General features: G+C 45.2%; 17 protein-coding genes. 7 read left to right on the forward strand and 10 right to left on the reverse strand.

Annotation, left to right across the window (positions count from 1 at the left end):
• Positions 1-82: 82 nt before the first annotated feature.
• On the reverse strand, positions 83-1,759 hold the full coding sequence (locus MESINF_RS00475; RefSeq protein ID WP_169698010.1) for an ABC transporter substrate-binding protein: 1,677 nt from the start codon (positions 1,757-1,759) through the stop codon (positions 83-85).
• 518 nt (positions 1,760-2,277) lie between these two features.
• On the opposite strand from MESINF_RS00475, the gene MESINF_RS00480 reads away from it, so the two are divergent.
• Together MESINF_RS00480 and MESINF_RS00485 are read left to right on the forward strand one after the other, a co-directional pair.
• Positions 2,278-4,464 (forward strand): coiled-coil domain-containing protein, encoded by a 2,187-nt coding sequence (locus MESINF_RS00480; protein WP_169698011.1) that lies wholly within the window; start codon positions 2,278-2,280, stop codon positions 4,462-4,464.
• 41 nt (positions 4,465-4,505) lie between these two features.
• A complete protein-coding gene (locus MESINF_RS00485) occupies positions 4,506-5,504 on the forward strand; it encodes an alpha/beta hydrolase (RefSeq protein ID WP_169698012.1) in 999 nt (332 codons plus the stop codon).
• Here MESINF_RS00485 and hcp read toward each other — a convergent pair.
• The 3 genes from hcp to MESINF_RS00500 all read right to left on the reverse strand — a co-directional run bounded on the left by hcp (position 5,487) and on the right by MESINF_RS00500 (position 9,260).
• The gene (gene hcp, locus MESINF_RS00490; protein WP_169698013.1) at positions 5,487-7,148 is read right to left on the reverse strand and encodes a hydroxylamine reductase; all 1,662 of its coding nucleotides are present in this window, start codon (positions 7,146-7,148) and stop codon (positions 5,487-5,489) included. The genes MESINF_RS00485 and hcp overlap by 18 nt on opposite strands.
• Positions 7,149-7,253: 105 nt before the next feature.
• A complete protein-coding gene (locus MESINF_RS00495; RefSeq protein WP_169698014.1) occupies positions 7,254-8,030 on the reverse strand; it encodes a hypothetical protein in 777 nt (258 codons plus the stop codon).
• Positions 8,031-8,051: 21 nt separating this feature from the next.
• Positions 8,052-9,260 (reverse strand): GNAT family N-acetyltransferase, encoded by a 1,209-nt coding sequence (locus MESINF_RS00500; RefSeq protein WP_169698015.1) that lies wholly within the window; start codon positions 9,258-9,260, stop codon positions 8,052-8,054.
• 189 nt (positions 9,261-9,449) lie between these two features.
• On the opposite strand from MESINF_RS00500, the gene MESINF_RS00505 reads away from it, so the two are divergent.
• The 3 genes from MESINF_RS00505 (at position 9,450) to MESINF_RS00515 (ending at position 12,244) form a co-directional block, all read left to right on the forward strand.
• Positions 9,450-9,947: a winged helix-turn-helix domain-containing protein gene (locus MESINF_RS00505; RefSeq protein ID WP_169698016.1), complete on the forward strand. Its 498-nt coding sequence runs from the start codon at positions 9,450-9,452 to the stop codon at positions 9,945-9,947.
• A 321-nt stretch (positions 9,948-10,268) separates the two neighbouring features.
• Positions 10,269-10,898: a YkgJ family cysteine cluster protein gene (locus tag MESINF_RS00510; RefSeq protein WP_169698017.1), complete on the forward strand. Its 630-nt coding sequence runs from the start codon at positions 10,269-10,271 to the stop codon at positions 10,896-10,898.
• A 104-nt stretch (positions 10,899-11,002) separates the two neighbouring features.
• A complete protein-coding gene (locus MESINF_RS00515) occupies positions 11,003-12,244 on the forward strand; it encodes a hypothetical protein (RefSeq protein ID WP_169698018.1) in 1,242 nt (413 codons plus the stop codon).
• Positions 12,245-12,306: 62 nt separating this feature from the next.
• Here the strand turns inward: MESINF_RS00515 and xylA are convergent, their stop codons facing one another.
• The 6 genes from xylA to MESINF_RS00545 all read right to left on the reverse strand — a co-directional run bounded on the left by xylA (position 12,307) and on the right by MESINF_RS00545 (position 21,081).
• Entirely contained in the window at positions 12,307-13,626 is a 1,320-nt protein-coding gene (gene xylA / locus MESINF_RS00520; protein ID WP_169698019.1) for a xylose isomerase, read from the reverse strand.
• 13 nt (positions 13,627-13,639) lie between these two features.
• Positions 13,640-15,112 (reverse strand): xylulokinase, encoded by a 1,473-nt coding sequence (gene xylB, locus MESINF_RS00525; RefSeq protein ID WP_169698020.1) that lies wholly within the window; start codon positions 15,110-15,112, stop codon positions 13,640-13,642.
• 11 nt (positions 15,113-15,123) lie between these two features.
• A complete protein-coding gene (locus MESINF_RS00530) occupies positions 15,124-16,302 on the reverse strand; it encodes an ROK family transcriptional regulator (protein WP_169698021.1) in 1,179 nt (392 codons plus the stop codon).
• Between the two features lie 158 nt (positions 16,303-16,460).
• The gene (locus tag MESINF_RS00535; RefSeq protein WP_169698022.1) at positions 16,461-18,572 is read right to left on the reverse strand and encodes an RNA degradosome polyphosphate kinase; all 2,112 of its coding nucleotides are present in this window, start codon (positions 18,570-18,572) and stop codon (positions 16,461-16,463) included.
• Positions 18,562-20,112, reverse strand: coding sequence for a Ppx/GppA phosphatase family protein (locus MESINF_RS00540; RefSeq protein WP_169698023.1), 1,551 nt, complete (start codon positions 20,110-20,112; stop codon positions 18,562-18,564). Before MESINF_RS00540 ends, MESINF_RS00535 begins: the two co-directional genes overlap by 11 nt.
• Before the next feature lie 3 nt (positions 20,113-20,115).
• Positions 20,116-21,081 carry an ROK family protein gene (locus tag MESINF_RS00545; RefSeq protein WP_169698024.1) on the reverse strand — a complete coding sequence of 322 codons (966 nt, stop codon included), beginning with the start codon at positions 21,079-21,081 and terminating at the stop codon, positions 20,116-20,118.
• A 175-nt stretch (positions 21,082-21,256) separates the two neighbouring features.
• Here MESINF_RS00545 and MESINF_RS00550 point away from each other — a divergent pair, with 175 nt between their 5' ends.
• Positions 21,257-22,357 carry a winged helix-turn-helix domain-containing protein gene (locus MESINF_RS00550; protein WP_169698025.1) on the forward strand — a complete coding sequence of 367 codons (1,101 nt, stop codon included), beginning with the start codon at positions 21,257-21,259 and terminating at the stop codon, positions 22,355-22,357.
• Entirely contained in the window at positions 22,358-23,122 is a 765-nt protein-coding gene (locus MESINF_RS00555; RefSeq protein WP_169698026.1) for a nucleoside phosphorylase, read from the forward strand.
• Positions 23,123-23,163 lie beyond the last annotated feature (41 nt).

The following is a 23,163-nucleotide window of genomic DNA, read 5'->3' on the forward strand; positions in this document are numbered from 1 at the left end:
TCTGAGTCTCCTTCCAATAGCTTAAGAGAACTACAGAATAGCCCCCGCAGAGCAAGAAATCTGCGGGGACCGGATTGATGTATTATTTGGCCTTCAGAGCCGTCAACATGAAGATACCACCAAGCTGCCACTTTCCGTTCCAGGTACATGGGTAATAGTGTGGACCGTCTTCACTAGGCCAGTTACTCCATACACTGGTGCTAGCCTGGAACCACATGCCGTTGAACCAAAGAGGAACGTAAGGAATTTCTTTAAGGAAAAGCTCTTCGAGTTCCGACATAATCTTCTGCCCGGTTTCATAGTCGTCTACCGGTGTTCGATCGAAAGCACCCATCAATTCAAAAACCTTCGGATTGTTGTATTTTCCGTAATTTCCCTGAGTTTGCTGTTCTCTGATATCCCAGAAGAGCCAGTAGTAGTAGCTCCACACCGTATTGGACAGGTTGCTATTGAAATTGTTGATCGCCATGTCGAATCTACCGCTGTAGAGCTCGTCCTGGTACCTCGAGTAGTCGGGGAACTCTGCCTTGGCGTTGATTCCTACGGCTTTGAGATTGTTGGCTATTATCTTTATAGACTCCATCCAGTCTGTCCAGCCGAAAGGCACTATTATTGAGAGCTCAACCTTAGAACCATCTGGAGCCTCGACGAAACCATCTCCGTTGATATCTTTGTAACCGGCGTCGGCCAGCGTTTTCTTCGAGACAGCCGGGTCGTACTTGAAGCCATACTTCTCAACGACCTTTTCATCGTAATACTTCATCCAGGCATCGATAGGAAGAAAACCCAGTGGATTGGACCTGATTACCTGGTTTTCGAAAACCCTGGTCACGATGTCATCCGAGTTTATAGCCCACGCAACGGCCTTCCTGAAGTTAACGTCGTCCATAGGTTTTCTACTATTATTCAGGAATAGGACAGCCGTATTATCTGAAAGCATGTAAGGTGCTTCGTCGAAGTATGTGTGGATTCCGTAAGCGGCTTTCACTGCGGGAACTCCCGGCAGGAAGAAGTTGCTTATATCGAGCTCTCCCTTGAATATCATACCCAGAGCCACGTTATTTCCAGAAACTGTAAGATAAACGATTCTCTTGGGAGTAGGTTTGATTCCCAATTGCTCGATCGCCCACCAGTTATCGTTTCTGATGTAGATCATCCTGTCCTGACCGTAACCTTCGGCCAGATAACAACCGGTGCCTATGGGCCCCTCATTGGCACCTGTCAAAATTTCGGCTTCTGTCTTGTTCTTCCAGATGTGTTCCGGCACCATCGGTAATTGATAAAGCTGGAAGGACCACTGCTGATAGAGTGGTTCGGTGAAGTGAACGCGCACAGTTAGCGGATCGATTATTTCTACTTCTTTCATCCAGTTCCACATAGAGCTATAATGCACACCCGGGTACTTTTTGGCGATGTCGAAGGTAAATTTGACGTCTTCGGCATCGAATTTCTCTCCGTCTGTCCAGAAAACGTTGTCTCTAAGTTTCAACTCGTAGGTCTTCCCGTCGATCCACCCTCCACCAACAGCGAGCCAGGGAATCATTTCGTTGCTGAGAGGATCGAACATGAATAGATATTCATAGATCAGACCGTTGGTACCTGTCATTATAGCCCAGGGAGTGAATGGATTCCAATTGTTTGGTGGACTCCACAGTCCTCCACCGGCGTACAGCGTTTCCTTTCGATCGTAAACTTGACCAATGGCGAGACTACTAACGAGTATCATGGCCAGAAGTAATAGAAGAAAGCCTTTTTTCATACACCCAACCTCCTTTTCTCGCCCTTTCGGGTCCCGACACGATGGTAATACTGAAAACATTTACACATAAAACAGTTAAAGGGGCGGTTTTCACTGGAATTTTCCGATTATAACTTAGCAAAGTCTCATGCTTTATTTATTCAAATAAAATTAATTGACAATCAAGCTATAAGACACTTTATATGAAAACGCAGGTTAATTTACGGGTTATATGGATCTTTTATTAGTCCAAAAAAATAATTTATAGCGGACTATTCAATAATTAACCGTGATTTTGAGATTACGCTTATCATAAACTTAGAGTCGTAATTGACCGAAAAATGTGAAAACTGTTTTCATGGCTTCTCTAGAACAGACTTTGTAGTTGAACGAAAACAAGTTTCGAAGAACAGAAAATCCCAGAAAGCGGTCTTACTTACAACTGCGGGCAGGGATATGATAGTCTATTAATATCACCACAGGGTATCAAGAATTACTGATATACAATAACGGCCTTTTGGCTTATCGGAGGTATAGATATGAAAAGGATACTCTTTATCGTCTTTCTCTTTGTTTCAATGATAGCTTTTGCCGTAGATACCGATACACTCTTCAACAGCATGCTTTCCAGAAGCCAGGACTTTGTAGCTTTCACCGGTGCAGGTTTCGAGGCCAGGTTCATTCCAGCCTATGCCGTAGCTGACAGGCAGGACGGACAGATAGAGATCGAGAAAGATCTTTATTTGCTAGGGTTATTTGTTTTTAGATCAGAAAGGTCGATGAATATACAACTGGATTCGATCCAAATAATGAACGCCACCTCCGATGAGCGAGTTGAGGGTCAGATTTTTAGAGTCGAGGAGCTCTTCGTACCAGTGCAGCTTCCAATTGTTTTGCCTTCCGGTGGGATTATAGTTCTTGCCAGCCAGGTTGCGCTCCAGGATTATTTTATGGATGTCAGGGTTCAGAATATATTGCTACCCTGGAGAATTAGGACAGCTATACCCGGCAGAACAGTCGAAATGGCTCCGGTGAGTATAGAAGTGCAACCTCCATCGACCGACACTGCAAATCTTGAAGGCTACGAGTCTATCAACGAAAGTATCGCCGATCTAAATGAAAGACTTAACTTCCTCCAGGACAATGTCGAAGGTCTCAATCTTCAGTTCAGAAGGTTGAACACTCTCTTTCTCGATACACAGATAGCCTTGGCCGAATACAAAGCTTCTGTGGACAACAGCATGATCGACCTTCAGGAGCATAGATTAATCTTCGAGCAAAGAGTGGAAGCTCTCGAGTCAGCTCTCTCTACAACTACCTTCGATTCGGACGCGCTCGATTCACTGAGGACTTCGATCGAAGACTTAAACACCGAGATGCAGGGAATTGAACTTGAGCTTCAGCTCATAGATGAGATGAAATCGTCACATGAAGAACTCAAAACTTTGCTGGGCAAGCATGAAAAAACGATCGAAGAACTGAGAGACGCCATAGGAAGTATTTCCTCATCGATATCTGATCCGGAGAGGTTTTCGAGTATAGAAAAGGCTATCGAGGAAAATCGTGCCGCTCTGGAAGCTCTGGGTGGTGATCTTCAAAATACAAGAACCTTCCTTGCCGACGATCTAGTAACTATAAAGAATTCTTCGCAGGAACTGATCGAAGCTCGCAGAAGAATTGATGAGAGAATCATTGAACTGGAGCAGGAGATCGCAAGAGTGGGTAGCGTTAGTGAAGATACGGCAGTCTCACTTTCAGAAGCGCTTTCTTTCCTGAACGGTGCACTCGAGCAGTTTGAGAGTTTTAAAAACATCGTGATGAATGAACTGAGTAGATCTTACGAAGAATCGATCGCGAGTTTGGGCGACATGGAATCGAGAGTATCCTTGATTGAAGCTTCGCTAACCAATCTTGAGAATCTAGAGGCGGAGTTGAACAATCAGCGGGAAGAACTGAGAGCTTACGGGGATATTTTGAACAGATCTATAACCCGTATCGATAGCATCGACAAAAGTGTTGAAGAACTTGAGGCACTTGTCCAAAGTCTGGAAAGCGTTTTTGAGAATCTAACGCCTTCTTCCCAAGACTCTCTTGGAAGTTTTTTGAGCAATCTTGAGGAACAGATCGGAATTCTAAGAGAGTCCATTGGAAGTTTATCGATCGGCTTCGTGAGGATGAATTCGGAACTTATACAGATCAAGGAGTCGATCCCTCCCGAAGGGGTTTCTCCCGAGGCTTTCTCACAGACAGTTTTCGAGTTCAACAGCAAGATATCGGATATAGAAAAGCTTTTCACAACACTGGAAGCGAAGATAGGTGGTCTGAACGTCTCACTTGCCAATATCGACAAACGCCTCCAGGCAACCGCCGTCGAAATCGATAGCCTGAAGGGTAACTTCGATGGATCGGTCACGGCTATCGATAACAATCTTAAATCCATTCAAAAGCTCCAGACCGAGTCAGCACAGCTAAGAATGCTAATCGAAGAAAACTCCAGAAATCTGGCGACATATCGCGGGGAAATCGAGAGCAGGCTCGATGCCACTCTGGTAAGCAGAGAGGAGATTCAGATGATCGTCGATGAAGCCGTTAGTGCCGCTAAAGAAGAGACGAAAAAAGAGATATCGTCTTTGAAAAGGGCGAACAATATCTGGCTGACTATCGCGGTACTCTCTTCGGTTGCGGCCATAGTCCTGGGTGTGCTGAACATGATGGAGATACCTTGAATTTTCCCGGCAGAGTTCGATGACGAGTCAGGATAAGTTTAATGAAAAGACTATTCTCGCTACTCATATTCGTTGGGTTCCTTAATACATATACGACTGCCGGTTCCTTTTTTTCGAATGTAAGATCGGCTTTCGAGACGATCGAACAGCTATTCATATCTTCGCGTCAGTCTAAGGATTACAGAGTGAGGGAGGACGGGATTTATTTCCCCGGTGGAATGGTGGAAGGGTATCTAATCATCGACTACGATGTCGAGTATTCGAGAACAGGCAGAGAGACTCTAACCATGGATATCTACTTTCCTCTGAATCTGAAACAGAAAGAAAAGTCCCCTGCGGTGATTTACGTTCACGGCGGGGCGTGGGCCAGCGGTAATAAAGAGTCCGGACCGGGCTTATTGATAATTGCAGAGCTCGTCAAGAACGGCTATTTGGTTGCCGCCGTCGATTACAGGCTGGCCCCCGCCCATATATTTCCGGCTCAAATTGTGGATGTGAAAACAGCTGTGAGATTTCTCAGACAAAATGCGGCTGTTTACGGGATTGATGCTTCTAGAATCGGTGCCTTCGGAACGAGCGCGGGTGGGCACCTGGTCTCTCTTGCTGGATTGACTCCCAACTACGATCTTTTCAGGGGTGATCAATACAAAGAAGTATCTGATGACCTGATGGCTGTTGCCGACCTCTTTGGTCCTACCGATCTGGAAAGTCTCTTCATAGGCCTGGAAAAAGTGCTCGCCGAGAAGATTTTTGGAAAAGGGGAAGATGCATTGAAGGTTGCGAGTCCCAAAGAATATGTGAGAGGTGATGGTCCGCCTTTTTTGATAATACAGGGCGATAAAGATGTAGTTGTCCCCCCGTACCAGTCAGAGGAGTTTTATCGGTCGCTTGTGGAAAGCGGTAATTATGCTGAACTACTCATAGTAAGAAACGCCGGGCACGGTTTTGTACCCAGCGGTGGAAAAATCAGCCCTTCATTACTCGAGATAGCCGGTACCGTGGTGGAGTTCTTCGATCGATTTTTATCGGCCGACTATTGAAGCAAGATCCTCTTTTACGTTGGTAATAGGTCTTATGTTGAAGTTATCTACCAGCACCTTCAATACGTTTTGCGATAAGAAGGCCGGGAGAACCGGTCCTAGTCTGATTCCCTTAACGCCCAAGTAAAGCAAAGCCAGAAGAACGGCTACGGCTTTCTGCTCGTACCACGCTATGTCATATTCTATCGGTAGATCGTTTATATCCTTTAGTCCGAAGGCTTCCTTGAGTTTCAGGGCGGTGACTGCCAGTGAATAGCTATCGTTACACTGACCGGCATCCACTATCCTTGGAATGCCCCCGATATCTCCAAGTTCAAGCATATTGTAGCGATACTTTGCGCAGCCGGCAGTGAGTATAACGGTATTTCCCGGCAATGCGCTTGCAAGGTCCGTGTAGTACTGCCTCTCTTTAGCGTGACCATCGCAGCCTGCCATGACAACGAACTTCTTGATCTTTCCAGTTTTAACGGCGTCGATTATCTTGTCCGATACTTTTGAGAGCTGATTGTGAGCCAGACCTACCACTATGTTTTTTCCAGATTTGGCGCCTATGTTACCTATTTCCAGAGCTTTTTCGATCACCGGCGTGAAGTCTTTTGGCTGTTTGCCGGTTCTGTTGGGTATGTGAAAGACGTTTGGCCATCCTACAAGACCCGTCGTGAAGATCCTGTCTTTATAAGTATCTAATGGTTTCTGAATGCAGTTGGTGGTCATAACAATCGGACCCTTGAACTCTTCGAATTCCTTTTGTTGGTTGTACCAGGAAGTGCCATAGTTACCCACAAGATGTCTATATTTCTTCAGGCCCGGATAAGCATTGGCCGGGAGCATCTCACCGTGAGTATAGATATTAATCCCCTTTCCTTCGGTCTGCTTCAAAATTTCTTCAAGATCAAGCAAATCGTGACCGCTAACAAGTATTCCGGGACCTTCGATCCTACCGGTGAAGACGGAGGTGACTTCGGGGTTACCATAAGTGGAAGTGTTCGCCCCATCCAGCAGGGCCATGGCCTTTACGGCATGTTCTCCGGCTTTCATGACGAGATTGACATAATCGTTTACGGAAAGAGAATCATCAAGAGTTGCGGCAAGAGCCTCCTGTAGAAAAGCGAGTACGGAGTCGTCGGCATGCTTCAAAATGTATGCGTGATCTGTGTAAGCGGCTATGCCCTTTAGACCATAGATCAACAGTTCTCTCAAAGATCTTATGTCGGGATCCTTGGTTTCCATTACGCCGACTTCGGCCCCTTTCATTTCGTAAACATCGATTCCTCCGATCAATTTCCAGCTGGCAGCTTCTGGGACGGTACCATTGTAATCCCTTCCATTCTTATCAATGAAGGCCTTTCTGAACATGGCTTCGGCCTTGTCCCTGATCTTCAGTGTATGTTCAATCTTTTTTCCAAGACTCAAAGGATCGAAGTTGACGTTGGTTATGGTTGTGAAAAGTCCTTCGGCCACAAAGAGATCCACTTCTTCATTCCGGGCACCGAATTTTCTGGCACCGTTTCCCCAGAAAGAGACTCCCTTGAGCAACCAGATGAGCAAATCTTGGAGGTTTGCTACTTCCGGTTCCTTTCCGCATACCCCTCTGACGGTACAACCTGTTCCCTTCATGGTTTCTGAACATTGATAACAAAACACCTTGCATCCCTCCTTTTACTTGTACAAATATAGTAAACGGTTGGTGCATTTTAGGTCTGTAACATATGTTACATAGCCGGATCTACCACTTGAAGCGGATCGTCATCAATAGTAAGTGAACTCTCTGGAATAGATAAATTCCTCGGGCGGGTTGCTACCGTCGGAATACTCTGTTCGCTGAATCTCGCTGGTGATATTTCCCCTTTCGTCAGTCAGTAACCAGTCGGACCTGGTAGTGATTTCCATGGATCTTTCCTGGCCTTTGTTCCTAACCCTTACAATCATTTTTTGACCTTTGAACTGCCCCAAGTCGTTGTAGTCGATCTCGATCTCCACAACCATGTTGATGTAAAGATCGCTCTCCTCGACTCTTTCGGTTATGTATGAAACTAGGCGGTAGTTCATATAATTCGAATCGAAATAAAGAGTATTTCTTGAAGAACTTTTCTCGGATGTGTTGGAAAAGGTGAGTGTATTGTTCAGAACATCGAACGTGTATTGTGTTCTGCCTACTTCAAGGTTAGAACCGTCATATGCGATAGCGGTATAACTGTCTTCGGCGTATTCTATGGATATCCTCTGGAGCAGTAGGCCTGAGGAATCTACAAAGAGCTTTGTCACAAGTCTTTTCTGATCATCGTACCTGTACTCAACGATTATCTCTCCCATATTCTGGGAGGTGATGAAACCGCTCTCGTCAAATGTCAACTCGTAGGATTGGGATTCCGGTGTTTGTGCCCCGATCGGGGTAATTTTCACTTTAACGGATTTCACTTTGTCCACAAAACCGAGCTGCCCACGTGTTACAGGTTCCTCCAGCGGAACGAAAGAAAAGGCAAGACAGACTGATAATAACGAAAGAAACAGAAAGACTCTTCTCAAAGTAAACCACCTCTATAATTCTCAATGTGCGTTATGGGTTGTTATACGGGGAAAGAGAGAATCCAGAATCTGGACATCCGATGGAACTTCGGCAATGCCCCATGGGAGTTTTCCATATTCCCCTTTGCCAAGCTTCCCCATTCTCCATAATCTCGATGCCGAAGTTCTACCGGTCACGAGTGGAACAAGATCAGCAATCGATATCGAAAGACCCTTTCGATCGGTATATACTACTTCACCGTTCCCGATGGACAACGATAAGTCGTTCTGTGGCAGATTTCTATCTTCTATTTCGATTATGACACGAGCGGAAATTTCCTTGTCCATCAGTTCCGAAATAACTGGAATCGGTGATAGAATTCTCATCATTCTCGAGGAAAAATCCTTCAACTCTGCAAACCTTCCAGCCTGCCAGCCCGAGTGAAGAAGGAGCTCGATCGGAAAGTCGGGAGGTACCCTTCTGATTTCAAAAGATGATAGTTGATCCCTGTGGTTCAGTAAAAACCTCTTCAAAGCATAAAAACCCTGGAGATCTGTAAAACTAAAACGTCTTATATTCATTTTTCGGCCTTTCTTGGAATACAGTATCAAACCGTGCGGTATATTGTTTTCATCGATTACCACAGCGCACAAAAGATCCTTTTCGCGATAGATGCCCTGACTGTAGGCGCTTATCTCTTTGACTTCTGCGTACCTTGACTCTTCCCATAGCTTTTCGAGAGCAGCTTCCACCAACGGCTTCATAGAATCTTTTTGATATAGCATGCCCGAAACGATTCTCAAATCGTTTTCAACCATCTCGCTTGAGAGAAGAGAGTAATCGAAACTCAGGTTCAGATTCTCAAATGCTGTTTCAAAGCCGAGTTTACGATAGTAATCATGTTTGAAAGGGTCCAGCATCATAATGTTAATTCCACTATCGAGGGCATCTGCGCAATCTCTCATGAAGATATCTTTGATTATACCCATGTTCCTGTATTCGGGAAGAGTTGCGACACCATCCAGATAACGGCATTCGATTGCTCTGTTCCTTATCTTCACTCGCTGTTTGTAGCTTATATAACTCGCGATAAGCTTCTGGCCATCGAAGGCGCCCCATACATATTCCCAGAGTGAAGGATCGTCGAAGAACGGCCCATCTTCGTCAATATCAAAATTGTAGTCGAAGCAAATTGTGAATATTTCTATGATCCTTTCCCTGTAGGTGTCGTCGAGTTTCCTGATTTCCATATTTGCAGTTACACCTCCACCCGTCTGTTGACAGCTTCGCGGGTTACCGATCCGGTTTTCATATCAACAATGATACCAGATGGTCTCTTCGAAAATCGCTTCAAAGGTTAGAAATTGATGTTGAGAAGTAAATGGAGTACACTCTGCTATACTTTATATGGCGAAAAATCGAAGTATGGAGGGGTAACCATGAACTACAGGGAGCTTTCTCAGGCGAGTGGCCTTAAATATGATACCGTCAGGAACTACGCGAAGGTCCTTCTTGATGAGGGATTGGTTGAGAAGATCGACGAAAGCACGATTCCAGTCGTCAAAAAGATTCCCGAATACACGGCCAGTGGTTTTACAGTTAAAGAAGCAGCCTATAAAGCCTTCGAATATGTACATCAAAGCTCTGGCACGGGAGAGATAAATGCGCTTCAGAAAAAGCTTTCCGATCTCGAGCTGGAAAATGAATCTCTGAGAAATGAACTTCAAAAAAGCAAAGAAATGATAGAAAATCTGAAAAGAAAGCTAGAGTCGTTGTCGGAGGAGGAAACGCCTGCAACTTCAGAGATCGTAGTGTACAGACAGGATGTAAGAACGGCAGCAGATGTCTTAAAAAAAGCATTGAAATCTGCCGGACAGGGTTTTGCTCAGTTCATTCACTGGCTTTTCGATACCGAGCCGGAGAAACCGGTTGAATAAATAGGAGAAATCGGGAAGATCGAGGTAAAAGTACATCGACCTTCTCCCGTTTAATGACAAACAACAACTCCTCAAAGCAAAGAGTAACTCTCTTTACTGCTACATGGCGTGTCCTTTTATATGCCTGTTGTGAGATTCTTTAAGATTAAGAGCTACGGGAATTAATCTGCGAAGATTAGTATTTGAAGATGATACATAACGGAGATTTACGCCTGTGCTCTGTTTTGATGCCACCGAATTTATCCAAGCGGCTTTCTTGGATAATCGTTCTTGCTTCGAAACCTAGGCACGGTGATCTTCGTATCCCCAGAGGTGTGATCTATGAACTGTGAACTGGACTTCGCAGACATATTTGCACGAATCACTCAGCTCGAAGAGGTCTATGACGAGCTGAACGATAGTATAAACAGAACAATTCTTCAAACCGGCCTCAGGTGTCTTCCGGGTTGCAGAAGTTGTTGCGAGACGCCTTCTTCGAACATCGAGGTTTCTATTCTTGAGTTTCTTCCGCTCTCTATGAACTTGTGGCAGAATAATAAAGCCATACAATTACTAGAGATTCTGGAATTAAAGGCCGAAGATGATCCCTGCATTTTGCTACAAAATGATATCGCACTGCTTCCTGAAGGAGGTTGTAGCTATTATGGATTTCGACCGCTGATGTGCCGGCTTTTTGGATTTTCCGCAATAATTGGAAGAGAGGGATTTCCATCACCCGTGATCTGCAAACTAGTGAAAGTCAACTATCCAGATATTTCGCGGAAGATTGCTGACAGTATCAAAGATGGCCTTGATATACCTGTGTTTTCCAACTTTGCGAGGCGGGTAAGGGGTATTGATCCGTATCTGGCTGAAAGAGTGTATCCCATCAATCAGGCATTAAAAAAGGCTATTGAATTCATAGGACTAAGATGGTATTTTGGTTCACTAGGGTACGACAAACCTGCCTGATCCGTAGATGAGTCACTTTCCACTGTGTATGTATCTACCAGTCGTGGTAGTACAATTTTCTTTAGACCAGAGTAATACCTGGAATCTCATTTGGAGGTATTTATATGAGGAAATTCATTTTATCTCTTCTCTTTATGACTCTTTCGATCGCGCTTTTTGGCCAGTTGGGTCTAAGAACCATAACTCCGGAGGCAACGCAGACTACACCTGCAGTTTCTCCACTGGAAACGCTCACTCTGAAAACGGTAGATCCTCTATTGCAATCCTTCAGAGATGGCTGGAAGGAGCCGGAAGACCCTACATGGACCTCTTTTCTAATCGGTGATCGAGAGCTGAAACTACCCCAGCATTTTTCGATATCGACTCAAAAGTACGGTGTGAATTACGATGTGAGAATCTTTGATTCAGAAGGACGACTTTTCGGGTGGCTTTTCTACTATCAGCTCGAAAGTTACGATCTTCAGGAATTGTTGAACACTGTTGTTTCTTCAGTGTATGGAGATAAAGCTACCGGAGAGAAGTCTTACGAAGAGAAGAAGTCTTTCGACAACGGACTGGCAGCTTATCTTGCTTCTTTAAAAATAACGGGACAACCTGTTGATTTTCCCTCGGTGATCGTTTACTCTCCGAAAGAGAGCCTCGACGTTACAAGCGCCGGCCCCGTAGCTATTTTCTTCTTCGAACCATCGAATTTCGCCGGGCCGGCTCTGGACATGGCCAAATCCTGGATTGCCGGTGCCGTGGGAAGCTTCGTTTACCAGACTGAGACGATAGTCGAGCCGGTAATTACACCCGAGATAATCGAACCCCCTGTCGTGGAAGTTACCGTACCTGACGACCCGTTCATAAGAATTATCGCCAGCCTGCTCGCCGGCGAAGACGTTGAAATTGAGAACATAGACTCCTGGAAAGACGTTGAGGGTGAGTATTTTGGCTTTGCGATGCCCCCGGAGTTTTCCGTTGAATTCTTGATGGGCGACGGGTTCGAGGTCGCAGATCTGGGTATTGGTGGAATGATCCTGGCGAAATTCATGGTGGGAGAATTCTATGAGTCTACCGCGACGGCAGAAATCCTCGGCGAAATAGTCGACGCCTATCTAGGCGCCTTCGGAAGATACAATATCGCTGCCAATCATGCAATAAAGATAGAAGGCGAATCATCGATCAATCTTTACACACTCGATTTCTCCGGTCAGCTCTGCTGGGTAGCGCTGTTCTCGGAATCGCCCAATCCAGAAACATTTGGCCCGGGAGAGTTTTTCGTCTTCTTAGGTCTTGTAGATCCGACCATGAAGAACCAGCTTGCCGAGTATTATGCAGGTATGCTTGCCACACTCAACTTCTGATATAGGTAAGAGTTGTTTAAAAAGACCATGCCAAAAGGCATGGTCTTTTCTTGATTTAGATTTTATCTGGCAGCGTTTGCTATTGCCCAGTTTACAAGTCTTTCAAGGTATTCCTGATTCGAAGGTTCTGGAAATATGTTTTTCCTGTCTATTATATAACTCTCAAGACTTTTGAAGGATACCGTTCCATCTACAATCTCTTTTCCGATTCCGCTAGAAAAGCTCGAATATCTCTCTTGTAGTAATTTTTCGATAGAGCCTTCTTCAAGGAGCAGAATGGCCGCCTTCAGGCCAAGAGCAAAGGTGTCCATTCCTGCAATATGGCCGGCGAATAGGTTTTTCTCTTCCATCGAACCTCTCCGAACCTTAGCATCGAAATTCAATCCCCCGGGTTTTAACCCACCGTTCAGGGCTATTTCGTACATGGCAAGTGTTGTAGTGTACAAATCGGTCGGGAACTGGTCGGTATCCCATCCAAGAAGAGTGTCACCCTGGTTGGCATCAACACTACCAAGCATACCGTTGATCCTTGCATACCTCAGTTCGTGCTGAAAGGTATGACCGGCTAGAGTGGCATGATTGGCCTCTATGTTGAATTTGAAGTTGTTTTCCAATCCGTATTTTCTGAGAAAAGCCAGCGAATTGGCCACGTCGAAGTCATATTGATGCTTCGTAGGCTCCATAGGCTTCGGTTCGATGAGGAATTGGCCAGTGAAACCGATCTCTTTTGCGTAATCGACGGCCATTTTCATGAATCTGCCCAGGTTGTCTATCTCTAGTGACATATCTGTGTTTAGAAGGGTTTCATACCCCTCTCTACCACCCCAAAAAACGTAGTTTTCCCCACCCAGTTCTTTGGTAATTTCGATAGCCTTTTTGACCTGAGCGGCTGCGTAAGCGAAAACTTCTGCACTGCACGAAGTGGCAGCTCCGTGGACGAATCGAGGATTTGAAAAAAGATTAGCTGTCCCCCAAAGGACGCGAACCTTTCCATCCTTCAGGTGATCCTTTATATGTCCGACTACCTCATCAAGTTTCCTGTTGGTCTCTCGCAGAGTTTCACCCTCCGGGGCTATGTCTCTATCGTGGAAACAGAAGTACTTTATATCCAGCTTTTCGCAGAGTTCGAAGAGTCCATCGATTTTGATCTTTGCAAGAGTCATTTCATCTTTTATCGAACTCCATCCCCGTCTGACGTTCGGTTCTCCGAACATATCCTTTCCATCGCCTTTGAAAGTATGCCAGAAGGCTATCGAAAAACGGAGATAGTCGCTCATTTTTACCCCGAAGACCTCTTCTTCTGGATCGTAAAAGCTAAAAGCCAGAGGATCTCTGTTGTCCGGCCCCATATACCTTATTTTGTCGATGTCCTTGAAAATCATATTGAACCCCCTTTTATTTCACTAATCTATTTTGTAGCTCGCCCAGGACCATAAAATTCTCTTTTAAGCTGCTATATAATTTCCTGTATATATCAAATATCGCATCGTAAACTTCTTTTCTTTCGTTGTCGGGCATAAAATACCTGTCGAGCTTTATCCATGAATCCGATTCAACTCCCATGGCCATGGCAGCTAGCCGGGCCGAACCATAAGCGGCGCCTTCGTCGACCCGAGGAGACCAAACATCTCTCCCCAGATTGTCGGCAACTATCTGGCACCAAGTATCGCTTCTCGAACCACCGCCTACTATCCTGACTCTTTCTATAGATGTTCCCAGTCTCTGTATGAGATCAGCTCCCTCCCTAAGCGCGAAGGCAACTCCTTCATAAATGCTCCTGAATACATCTCCTCTGCTGTGAAAGGAAGAAAAACCAAACAGTGTGCCTCTGGCATTCGGATCACGGTGTGGAGTCCTCTCACCGTTGAGGTAAGGCAGGAAGACAATCCCATTCGAACCGGCGGGTGAACTGGAAACGATAGTTTCGATCTCACCGAGACTTGTTTCACTGGCAAACCTCTCTCTGAACCAGTTTAGCGAGTTGGTTGCCGAAAGTATGACGGCCATATGATAGAAAGATTCACCGGAAACATGTCTGAAGAGGTGAATGCCTCCTGTAGTATCGGGCACCGCATTTTTCGTAACTGCCACTACCGTACCCGAAGTCCCGAGGCTTACCATGGTATCGCCCGGCCGTTCCACTCCACAACCAAAGGCTGCGGAGGCGTTGTCGGCTCCTCCAGCCACCACAGGTACTCCCTTCAGTCCAGAGATCGTTCCTTCGAGTACAGGTCCAATAATTTCGCCTGAATTGACGAGTTCTGGATTTGATGATTGATCGACATTACATAATTCAAGCGCACGTGTCGAAAACTCTCCTTCCAGAGTCAGGGCCGAGGTTCCGGAAGCATCCGAATAATCGATCGTAGATCTTCCCGTGAGGCGGTAGGTTATGTAATCTTTAGGAAGCATCCATCTGACGATCGTTGAAAAACGTTCGGGTTCGTTTTCTTCGAGCCACAAAAGTTTTGGAAGAGTAAATCCTGTAAGGATCGGGTTCCCGAAGGATTCAATGACTGCCTTCTCGCCCCCGAGCTTATCGGTAAGTTCCCTACACTGTTTCTCCGTTCTCTGATCGCACCAAAGGATGGACGGATACACCGGTTCGTCTCTATCGTTGAGTGCGACCAGGCTATGCATTTGACCGCTCACGGAGATTGCCGCGATCCTGTGGCCACTTTTCAAAAACTCCGAGAGAATATCAACTACAGCTTCCCACCAATCTTGCGGATTTTGCTGGGCCCATCCCGGTTTTGGCGTATGCAAAGGTAGGCTTCTAGAAAGGGATTTTTCTATCTTGCCCTTTCCGTCAACAGCTATCGCCTTCACCGAAGTTGTACCGATGTCGATTCCAATAAAGATCTCCATAAACTTCCCCTTCAGATGAAATCATCTACTCTACGTTCTATGATATGTAGAGCAGCGCCTATCATATTCGAACTGGTTTTGCCGTGGGTATCGAGAATGCTTCTCCTCACTTCTATGTTCTGTCCGGTTGCATATAGGACTTTGGAGTTGACGATTCCTGTGAGACGTTTGAGCGCTTCTTCTGGAATCATCGAAGCTACTCCTCCAAGGACGATAACCTCCGGGTCTAACGAATTCACTATGTTTACTATTCCAACGGCCAGACTCTTTTCTATTTCTTCAATCAAAAAAGAATATTCGCTCTTTTCATGATTCTTCAGGATATCTAGATATCTTTCGTTGTTGTTTGAGCCCTTCAACTCAAGTCCGCTGGATTGTGCCTTTCTCACTATCGCCTCGCTGGAAGCGAAGGTCTCCCAGCAACCGCTATTGCCGCAGTAGCATTTGGGTCCATCGAGCTGCACTGTCATATGGCCGATTTCTCCAGCCGAGTAGTCACGGCCACGGTGGATCTGTCCGCCCAGCATGATCCCACAACCGATACCTTCCGAAACATAGACGAACACTATATCTCCGAGGCCGGCAAGATCGGGATTGTTCCATTTTTCAGCTATCAGCGAGAGATTAGCCTCGTTATCCAGTACGACGGGATATCTTTTCGAGAGAGAATCTTTCAAGAAGACGTCTTTCCACCCGAGGTGGGGCACATAAACTATCTTGGATTGTTCAACGTCTACCATACCAGGGACGGATATGGAATACCCGAGAAATTTGTATTTGGGTATTTTCTTCATTATTTCTCCTGTATTCTCAACAAGAACCTTTGTGAATTCTTCGAATGTTGAAGGAGTTTTGAAACTGCTTATTATCGAGGTCGTACCATCGAAGTACCCTTTACCTATACTGGTTTCTTCAACCCCAATATCCACGACTATCGATAAATAGGCCTTTCGATTCAGACGAAGCTCTATGGCTTTTCTACCGATCCTGTCGGTCACTTCCGTACTAACTTCATTGCATAAACCAGCCACCAGGAACTCACGAATTATCTTTGTCACAGTACTGGGATTGAGTCCCGAAGCAGCTGCAAGATCTCTCCTCGTCGTAATAAGGTTTTTTCTCAGCAGTTGAAGAACGAGCCTGCGATTGGACTTTCCAATATTTTCAGAGTCGAGTTTTCTATTTATCACAAAGATACTCCTCCTTCAGTAATAGCTTACTACTTAATTCATTAATGAATAAACCTAGAATAGGCCGTTTACAGCCGTTTTTGAATGAATATCGACGTTGAGTGCTTTTTTTCTATTTTATTTATTGCTGCAAAAAATGAAGAAACCCTTTCCGATGCTCAAGATTTCTCTCGCGATCTCAACACCGGATTACTGGCCAGTCCAGAGATTCTTTCTTTTTCGAACTTTCTGAGTCTGGAGATAGCTGCTTTATGAAGTACCTCTTGAGAATTCACCAGCGGTTTACCCCTTCTGTCAACTTTCTTGTATTTCCCGTCAGGAAACTGGAGTCTGGCCTTTACCGTATCTTTCAATACAATCTCGAGTATGGATTTCAGCCTCTTCTTTAGTCTCTCGTCTTCCACGGGAAACATCACTTCAATTCTCCTGTCGAGATTTCTGGGCATGAGGTCGGCACTAGAAAGAAAGAACTTGGGATTGTCTCTGTTCTGAAAATAAAAGATCCTGCTGTGCTCAAGGTACCTGCCGACAATACTTATCACCCTTATATTGTCACTGACTCCCTCGATCCCGGATTTGAGGCAACAAATGCCCCGAACTATTAGGTCGATCCTAACACCGGCTATCGAAGCTTCGTAGAGTTTTTTTATGCATTCTTTATCGAGTAGAGAGTTGATCTTGATAATTATTCGGGCTTCATAACCCCTTGCGGCATTGTCTATCTCGGATTGAACGAGTCTCAAGAAAGTTTCGCGTAAATTGTAAGGCGCCACGGCGAAGGTTTTCCATCTCGGAGGTAATGAGTAACCCGTTAGTACGTTGAAAAGTGCCGAGGCATCGGTTGTTAATTGGTCTCTTACCGTCAGCAGTCCGATGTCAGTGTACAACTTTGCCGTAGTATCGTTATAATTTCCCGTGCTCAAATGAAGGTAACGTTTTATACCGTCGTCTTCTTCTCTTACTATAAGTAGCATTTTCGCATGTGTCTTCAAACCCACCAGTCCATACACTACGTGGCAGCCTGCTCTCTCCAGCATTTTTGCCCACTGTATGTTGCTCTCTTCGTCAAACCTGGCCTTGATCTCTACAAGCACCGTAACCTGTTTTCCGCTATTGGCCGCATGGACTAGCGCATCGATGATCGAAGAATTCCCGCTGACCCTGTAGAGCGTCTGCTTTATGGCCAGTACACGGGGGTCTTCGGCCGCTTTATAGACCAGATCGGATATGTGCTTAAATGATTCGAAAGGGTGATGAAGCATTATATCTTCATCCCTTACGATCTTGAAGAGATCGTTCTGCCCGTAAAGATCGGGCGAAGCCTGCGGAAGGGCCTTTGGGTATCTGAGGTTATCGAATCCTTTCAGCTGAACGAATTTCATCCATAACGTAAGATCCAGGGGAGTTCCCGAAATGTATATATCCTCGTCTGTCAACTCGAGCATCTCTTTCAAATATTCTCTCAATTCAACATTCATACCTTTTTCGATTTCCAACCTCACCGGAAAGCCCCACCTACGTCTTTGAAGGGATTTCTCTATCTCGATCAACAAATCATGTTCATCTTCTTCTTCGATGCTCAAGTCGGCGTTTCGCGTGATCCTGAATGCATGAATATCTTTGATGGGGTATCCCGAGAAGAGCCTGTTCATGTGGGATTTCAATATGTCTCCCATGAAAGTGAAACACTGCCCTTTCTTCGAGGGCAGTTTGATCAATCTTGGAAGAACGGGAGGTATCTGAACCACAGCAAAAAGCGATTGATCCTTCTGATCAAACACCACTCCAAGATTGATGCTCTTGTTCTGGAGAAAGGGAAAGGGTCTAGACTGATCGATCGCCATCGGTGTGACGACGGGATATACGGTGTCAGTGAAGTACCTCTCGATGTATTCTTTCTGTTCATTATCGAACTCTTCGGGCTTGAGAAAGAAGATATTTTCTTTTTTCAAAGCCGGCAGCAGCGATCTGTGAAGGCAATTGTTCTGACGCTCAACCATTTCGTGAACCTTGATCGAAATTGCCTTTAGTTGTTCTGTCGCGGTCATTCCGGATGGATCTATACCTGTGTATCCGGCCTCTTGCTGTTCTTTGAGACCGGCTACTCTAATCATAAAAAACTCGTCTAGATTAGAAGATGTGATCGAAAGAAATTTTAACCTTTCAAAAACCGGATTTTCCTTGTCGAAAGCCTCCTCAAGAACTCTTTCGTTGAAATCAAGCCAGCTAAGTTCCCTGTTCAGGTACAGATTGGGATCGTCAAGATTCAACGGGATTCACCTTCTTCTTAAGGCTGGCTTTCAAGCCAAAAGCCTCTTCGAAAAGTCTAGCTTTACTGTTGAAAGCCCACTCCTCTAGCAGTATGTCTTCTCTCGAGTGAATGGTTAAGGAAATCTCGTTATCCTTCAGCCTTACTTTTATAACGTCAATTTTTTCCGAATGGGATCTGTCGAGCGCATCGGCAAGCCTTAATATACCTGCCAGTTTGGAAACTTTAACTCTCTGCTCCATTGAGAGAGTTCCGAAAGCGGGATCCGATTCCGAGGGAATGATATTGCTGTGAAAAAGAGAGATCAGGGCTATTATTTCCAGATCCGCCTGACTAATACCCGGCAGATTCGACCCCCTTATGAGTTCGTAAGACCTTCTGTAATGTTCTGTGAAGTTAACGTATTTACCTATATCGTGAACTAGAGAAGCTACTTTAAGCATCAGCGCATCGTTTTCATCCAGTCCGTAGGGTGTCTTCAATTTCTGGAAAATCGCCATAGCGTTTTTGACCACTCTGTTTCCATGTTCTTCGTCGAAGAAAAAACGTTTTCCGAGGGTCCTGGCACACTGTACTATATCTTCTCTGAAGTTTTCGAGACGTTTCTTGGTCTCTCTGGTCAGAAGAATCTCTTTCAACAAGGCATCCTGAAGGGTGACACGGCTGGCATATATGCACTTACTTTTTGTGAAGCTGGCAAGAAGCCTGTAGATTCCCAGAGAAGGGAGGAGTATTTCAGCGACTTCCTCTGCGATCCCATACATCTGGGCTACCTCCGACGGTGTACAGCTCTTGAGAGTGTCGTACAGTTCGTCTAGCTTCGCGATCGGAATTTGAGTGATACCCGCTCCGGCAGGTGTTGCACATAAGGAAGCGATGATTTCTATTTCCTGACCGCATACAACGAAATGATCGATCTTTCCGAAAGGTGAGGATTTGGGTATCATTTCCTTGAAGGAGCTCAGATAATCCTCGACTATCTGGTGGAACCTGTTGGTTTTCGATTGAAGCTCCCCGAGCAACTCCGTTAATTTTAAAGATCCAAGCTTTATATTTTGAGTGCTGTACAGTCTTCCTCTCTTATACCAGGCTACTCCAAGACTGCCAGTGCCAATGTAGGCGATCAAGGCTTTGTTCTTTTGCAATTCTTCGTTTCCGCTCATCTCAGACAACATTTCTCTATAGATGATACCCTTCTCTTCCGAATCGTCGAGAATTCTGACTTTTATCCTGGTTTTGCCGACTATCTGATCGAGAAGGTAGTCGCGATTGATGGCTTCCCGGACGGCAGTTGTTGCAACCGTACGCAAAGACGCCACCTTGTACTCGCGGGTGAGCTTTTTAAAGCCTTTGATGATCTTGCATGTTTTTTCTATTTTTTCCTGGCTCACTCTTCCAGTGTTGAAGGTGTCTCTTCCTATGCTCAAAGGATATTCGAGTGATTCTAAGACTTTAATTTTTCCGGCTTTACATTCGCCGATGACTAAAAACAAGGCGTTGGATGATATATTTATTACCGCCCCGACTTTTCCATCACTCATGACTTACCTCCCTTGGAGTATTATTCCAAGGCCGTTTTCGATCAATGAAATAGCTCCGAAGAGACTGGCATCATCGCCCAGTTCAGATAGCTCAATACGACAAGCAGAGAAAAGACCAGGAATAGCCAGTTCACTGGCTTTGGCCTTTATTCTCTCTATCATAAGCTCTCCCATTGCTTCTATAACACCGCCCCCAAAAACCACCAGTTGCGGGTTAAGAAGGTTTATAACGGACGCGGTAGCAATGCCCAGATAATCGGCTGCCCTGTCCATGACTTCAACCGTGAGAGAATCTCCTCCGACATAGGCCTCTTTCAGGTGTGAGCTCTTCAACACATAACCTTCCCTCGATAGAAGATCTTCGAAGTAGGTCTTTCTACCCCTGGCGATCTGAGACCTGAAGATTTTTGTGATCGCGGTTTTGGAAGCGAGACTCTCAAGACACCCTCTTGCGCCGCAACCACACAACGGTCCGTCCGGTAGTACGATCATGTGACCAATCTCACCTGCTCCCCCAGTCGAACCACCGAATATTGAGCCGTTTATTACTATCCCCCCTCCGATTCCCGTACCCACGAAAAAACCTACAAGATTAGAACAACCTTTGCCGATGCCGTGTTTCCAGACGCCTAAAAGACTTACATTGGCGTCGTTTCCAATGTAAGCCGGTACGGAATAACGTTGGACCAATTTCTCTTCCAGAGGGTAATCTTTCCAGGAGAGGTTCGGACTGAAGAGAATTCTCCCGCGATCTATGACTCCGGGGACACCGGCCCCTATGGCCACAAGCCTTCCCGAATCGTCACGTAGTGAGTCGATGACCTTGCACACCTGACCGAAGATAACTTCTTCGCCCCTATCTGCCTTGCTCTGTTTCTTGCTTCTCTTTATTATCTTCCCTTCTTCATCGAAGAGCGCCCCAAGTATCTTCGTGCCTCCGATGTCCAGACCGATGTATTGATCACTCATTTTTTCCACCCCTCAAGATGATCCTATAATAGATAATATAACAATCCAGGTGAAAAACTGAGTATATAAAGCTCTGCAAACGTTGAATTGACCGCTGCCGAAAACAGCATCACTTTTATTGACAGGGGATATTTAGTATAATCTAAATACCTACTCCATAATGGGGTGATATACGATGTTTGTGGAAAAAGTGAGTTTTGTTGATTCGCTCGCCTACGACTTTCTTTTGAGTCTGATCCGTCTGAACTGCAATGAAATGATCATGGGTTCCTACGCTGATCAGGAATTCGTCAACTGGTTCAAACCTGACGCGGAAATAACGGATTGGGTAAAAGAAACCGGAAAAAGACTGCCTCCCGATATAAAAGAGCTGCTAGATCGTTTTTTCAACTGTGAAACGTATTTCGGAATAGCGCTGTTTTCATTGATACAGGAACTGGATCTAATAACTCCAGAGGAGCTAATTGTAGAGATAAAAAGAATTCCGGAGAAGTATCTTCTTAGTCATTTTCTGCGTACCGGGTTCGGTCCGGATGTCAAAGACAGAAACCTTCCCAATCTGGAGAAAATTGTGGAAAAGATAACCAGCGACGACAAAGAGATGCTGATTTTCATAACCGAAAGCACAGTATTTTCCCCGTCTCAAAAGGCCAATTTGATGGAGCTTTTCTCTGATCCGGTGAAGACTAAAGAGGATTATCTTTATCTTCTGGAGTGGTATCTAGAGAACGTTTTCAATTCGATGAAAGTTCGCATTAAGAATTCGAACCAAAGGCAACTGAAGCTGCTTGAAAAATATATTACTGAAAATGGCGACGATTATTTCCAGAAGCTAGAAATAGTTACGGTGCCGGATATACTTGCCAAGGTCAGCCGAATAGAAATTGGAGTATCACAGTTTCTCGGAATCGATCAAGCCCATTCTATGGGCAATAAAGAAAGGTTTCTCTTTATTCTCGGCTACGACAGGATAGAGATTCCCTTTAGAGAAAAGGACATGCGTCTGGAGTGTATAGATGTCTTCGAAGCCCTCTCAAGTAAAGAGAGGCTCGCAATACTCAGGGCTTTGAAGAACACATCCTACACGCCAATCGCCATGTCTAAAAAGCTAAGAATCCCAGCCGGCGAACTCAACAACCATATAGAGAAACTCAAGAAGGCCAGACTGATAGAAAGCTTCTTGGATGGTGAAAATCTGAAGTACACGGTAAATCCGCAGGAAATAAAGAAGATAGTTGACAAGTCTTTGAAGAGGCTGCTAGAGGAAGGCGATTGAATGGAAAATCCTACTTATCATATTCGTATCAGTGATGCCAAGAAGATCGGCAAGTATGTGTTGCTTCCAGGTGATCGTAGCCGTGTGGAAAGGATCGCCAAGTATTTTGAAAATCCAGTCCATGTGGCGAAAAATCGCGAGTATTTTACAATCACCGGCGAAGTTGCTGGTGAGCGAGTTTCGGTAATGTCAACCGGGATGGGAGGTCCCTGTATGGCTATTGCGGTTGAAGAACTCCGAACACTCGGTGTTCATACACTCATAAGGGTAGGAAGTGCTGGAAGCTTTCAGAAAAAACTCAAAATGGGAGAAGGGGTGATCGTTACCGGTGCTGTCAGAGATGACGGAACATCAAGTTCCTACGTTCCAGAAATTTATCCCGCTGTCTCCCACCACCATGTTTTAAGGGCCCTTGAGAAGGCAGCTTCGATAATCGAGCACAGATGCCACATGGGTATAGTACTTTCGACCGATTCATATTACGGCGCACGCTTCAACTGTGAAACAGCGAAGATGATCGAACTTTTAAAGAAGGCCAATACCCTATGTGTTGAGATGGAGAGTTCAACGCTTCTCACTCTGGGAGGTGTATTTGGTCTGAGGACCGGCTCGATTCTGACGATACGTGAAGAAATCGGTGAGGATGAGAAGCCTGTGACTCAGGCCGGAGAAATCTTCGAGGATGGTCTGGAGAAATGCATACAGATATCAATAAAGGCTCTTGAATTGATAATAGAGAAGGATAAACTATTCAAATTTGATTGAAAAGGGCCGATCACTCGGAATCGGCCCTCAATTGTTGATTG

The sequence above is a fragment of the Mesotoga infera genome (genome assembly GCF_900157305.1).
GTDB lineage: Bacteria > Thermotogota > Thermotogae > Petrotogales > Kosmotogaceae > Mesotoga > Mesotoga infera.

Bases quoted from the DNA above. Each gene is read 5' to 3' on its own strand.
- MESINF_RS00550 (WP_169698025.1), top strand. From the start codon at position 21,257: ATGTTTGTGGAAAAAGTGAGTTTTGTTGATTCGCTCGCCTACGACTTT.
- MESINF_RS00510 (WP_169698017.1), top strand. From the start codon at position 10,269: ATGAACTGTGAACTGGACTTCGCAGACATATTTGCACGAATCACTCAG.
- MESINF_RS00515 (WP_169698018.1), top strand. From the start codon at position 11,003: ATGAGGAAATTCATTTTATCTCTTCTCTTTATGACTCTTTCGATCGCG.
- MESINF_RS00485 (WP_169698012.1), top strand. From the start codon at position 4,506: ATGAAAAGACTATTCTCGCTACTCATATTCGTTGGGTTCCTTAATACA.
- xylA (WP_169698019.1), bottom strand. From the start codon at position 13,626: ATGATTTTCAAGGACATCGACAAAATAAGGTATATGGGGCCGGACAAC.
- MESINF_RS00540 (WP_169698023.1), bottom strand. From the start codon at position 20,112: ATGAGTGATGGAAAAGTCGGGGCGGTAATAAATATATCATCCAACGCC.
- MESINF_RS00505 (WP_169698016.1), top strand. From the start codon at position 9,450: ATGAACTACAGGGAGCTTTCTCAGGCGAGTGGCCTTAAATATGATACC.
- MESINF_RS00500 (WP_169698015.1), bottom strand. From the start codon at position 9,260: ATGGAAATCAGGAAACTCGACGACACCTACAGGGAAAGGATCATAGAA.
- MESINF_RS00480 (WP_169698011.1), top strand. From the start codon at position 2,278: ATGAAAAGGATACTCTTTATCGTCTTTCTCTTTGTTTCAATGATAGCT.
- MESINF_RS00545 (WP_169698024.1), bottom strand. From the start codon at position 21,081: ATGAGTGATCAATACATCGGTCTGGACATCGGAGGCACGAAGATACTT.
- xylB (WP_169698020.1), bottom strand. From the start codon at position 15,112: ATGGAGATCTTTATTGGAATCGACATCGGTACAACTTCGGTGAAGGCG.
- MESINF_RS00475 (WP_169698010.1), bottom strand. From the start codon at position 1,759: ATGAAAAAAGGCTTTCTTCTATTACTTCTGGCCATGATACTCGTTAGT.
- MESINF_RS00555 (WP_169698026.1), top strand. From the start codon at position 22,358: ATGGAAAATCCTACTTATCATATTCGTATCAGTGATGCCAAGAAGATC.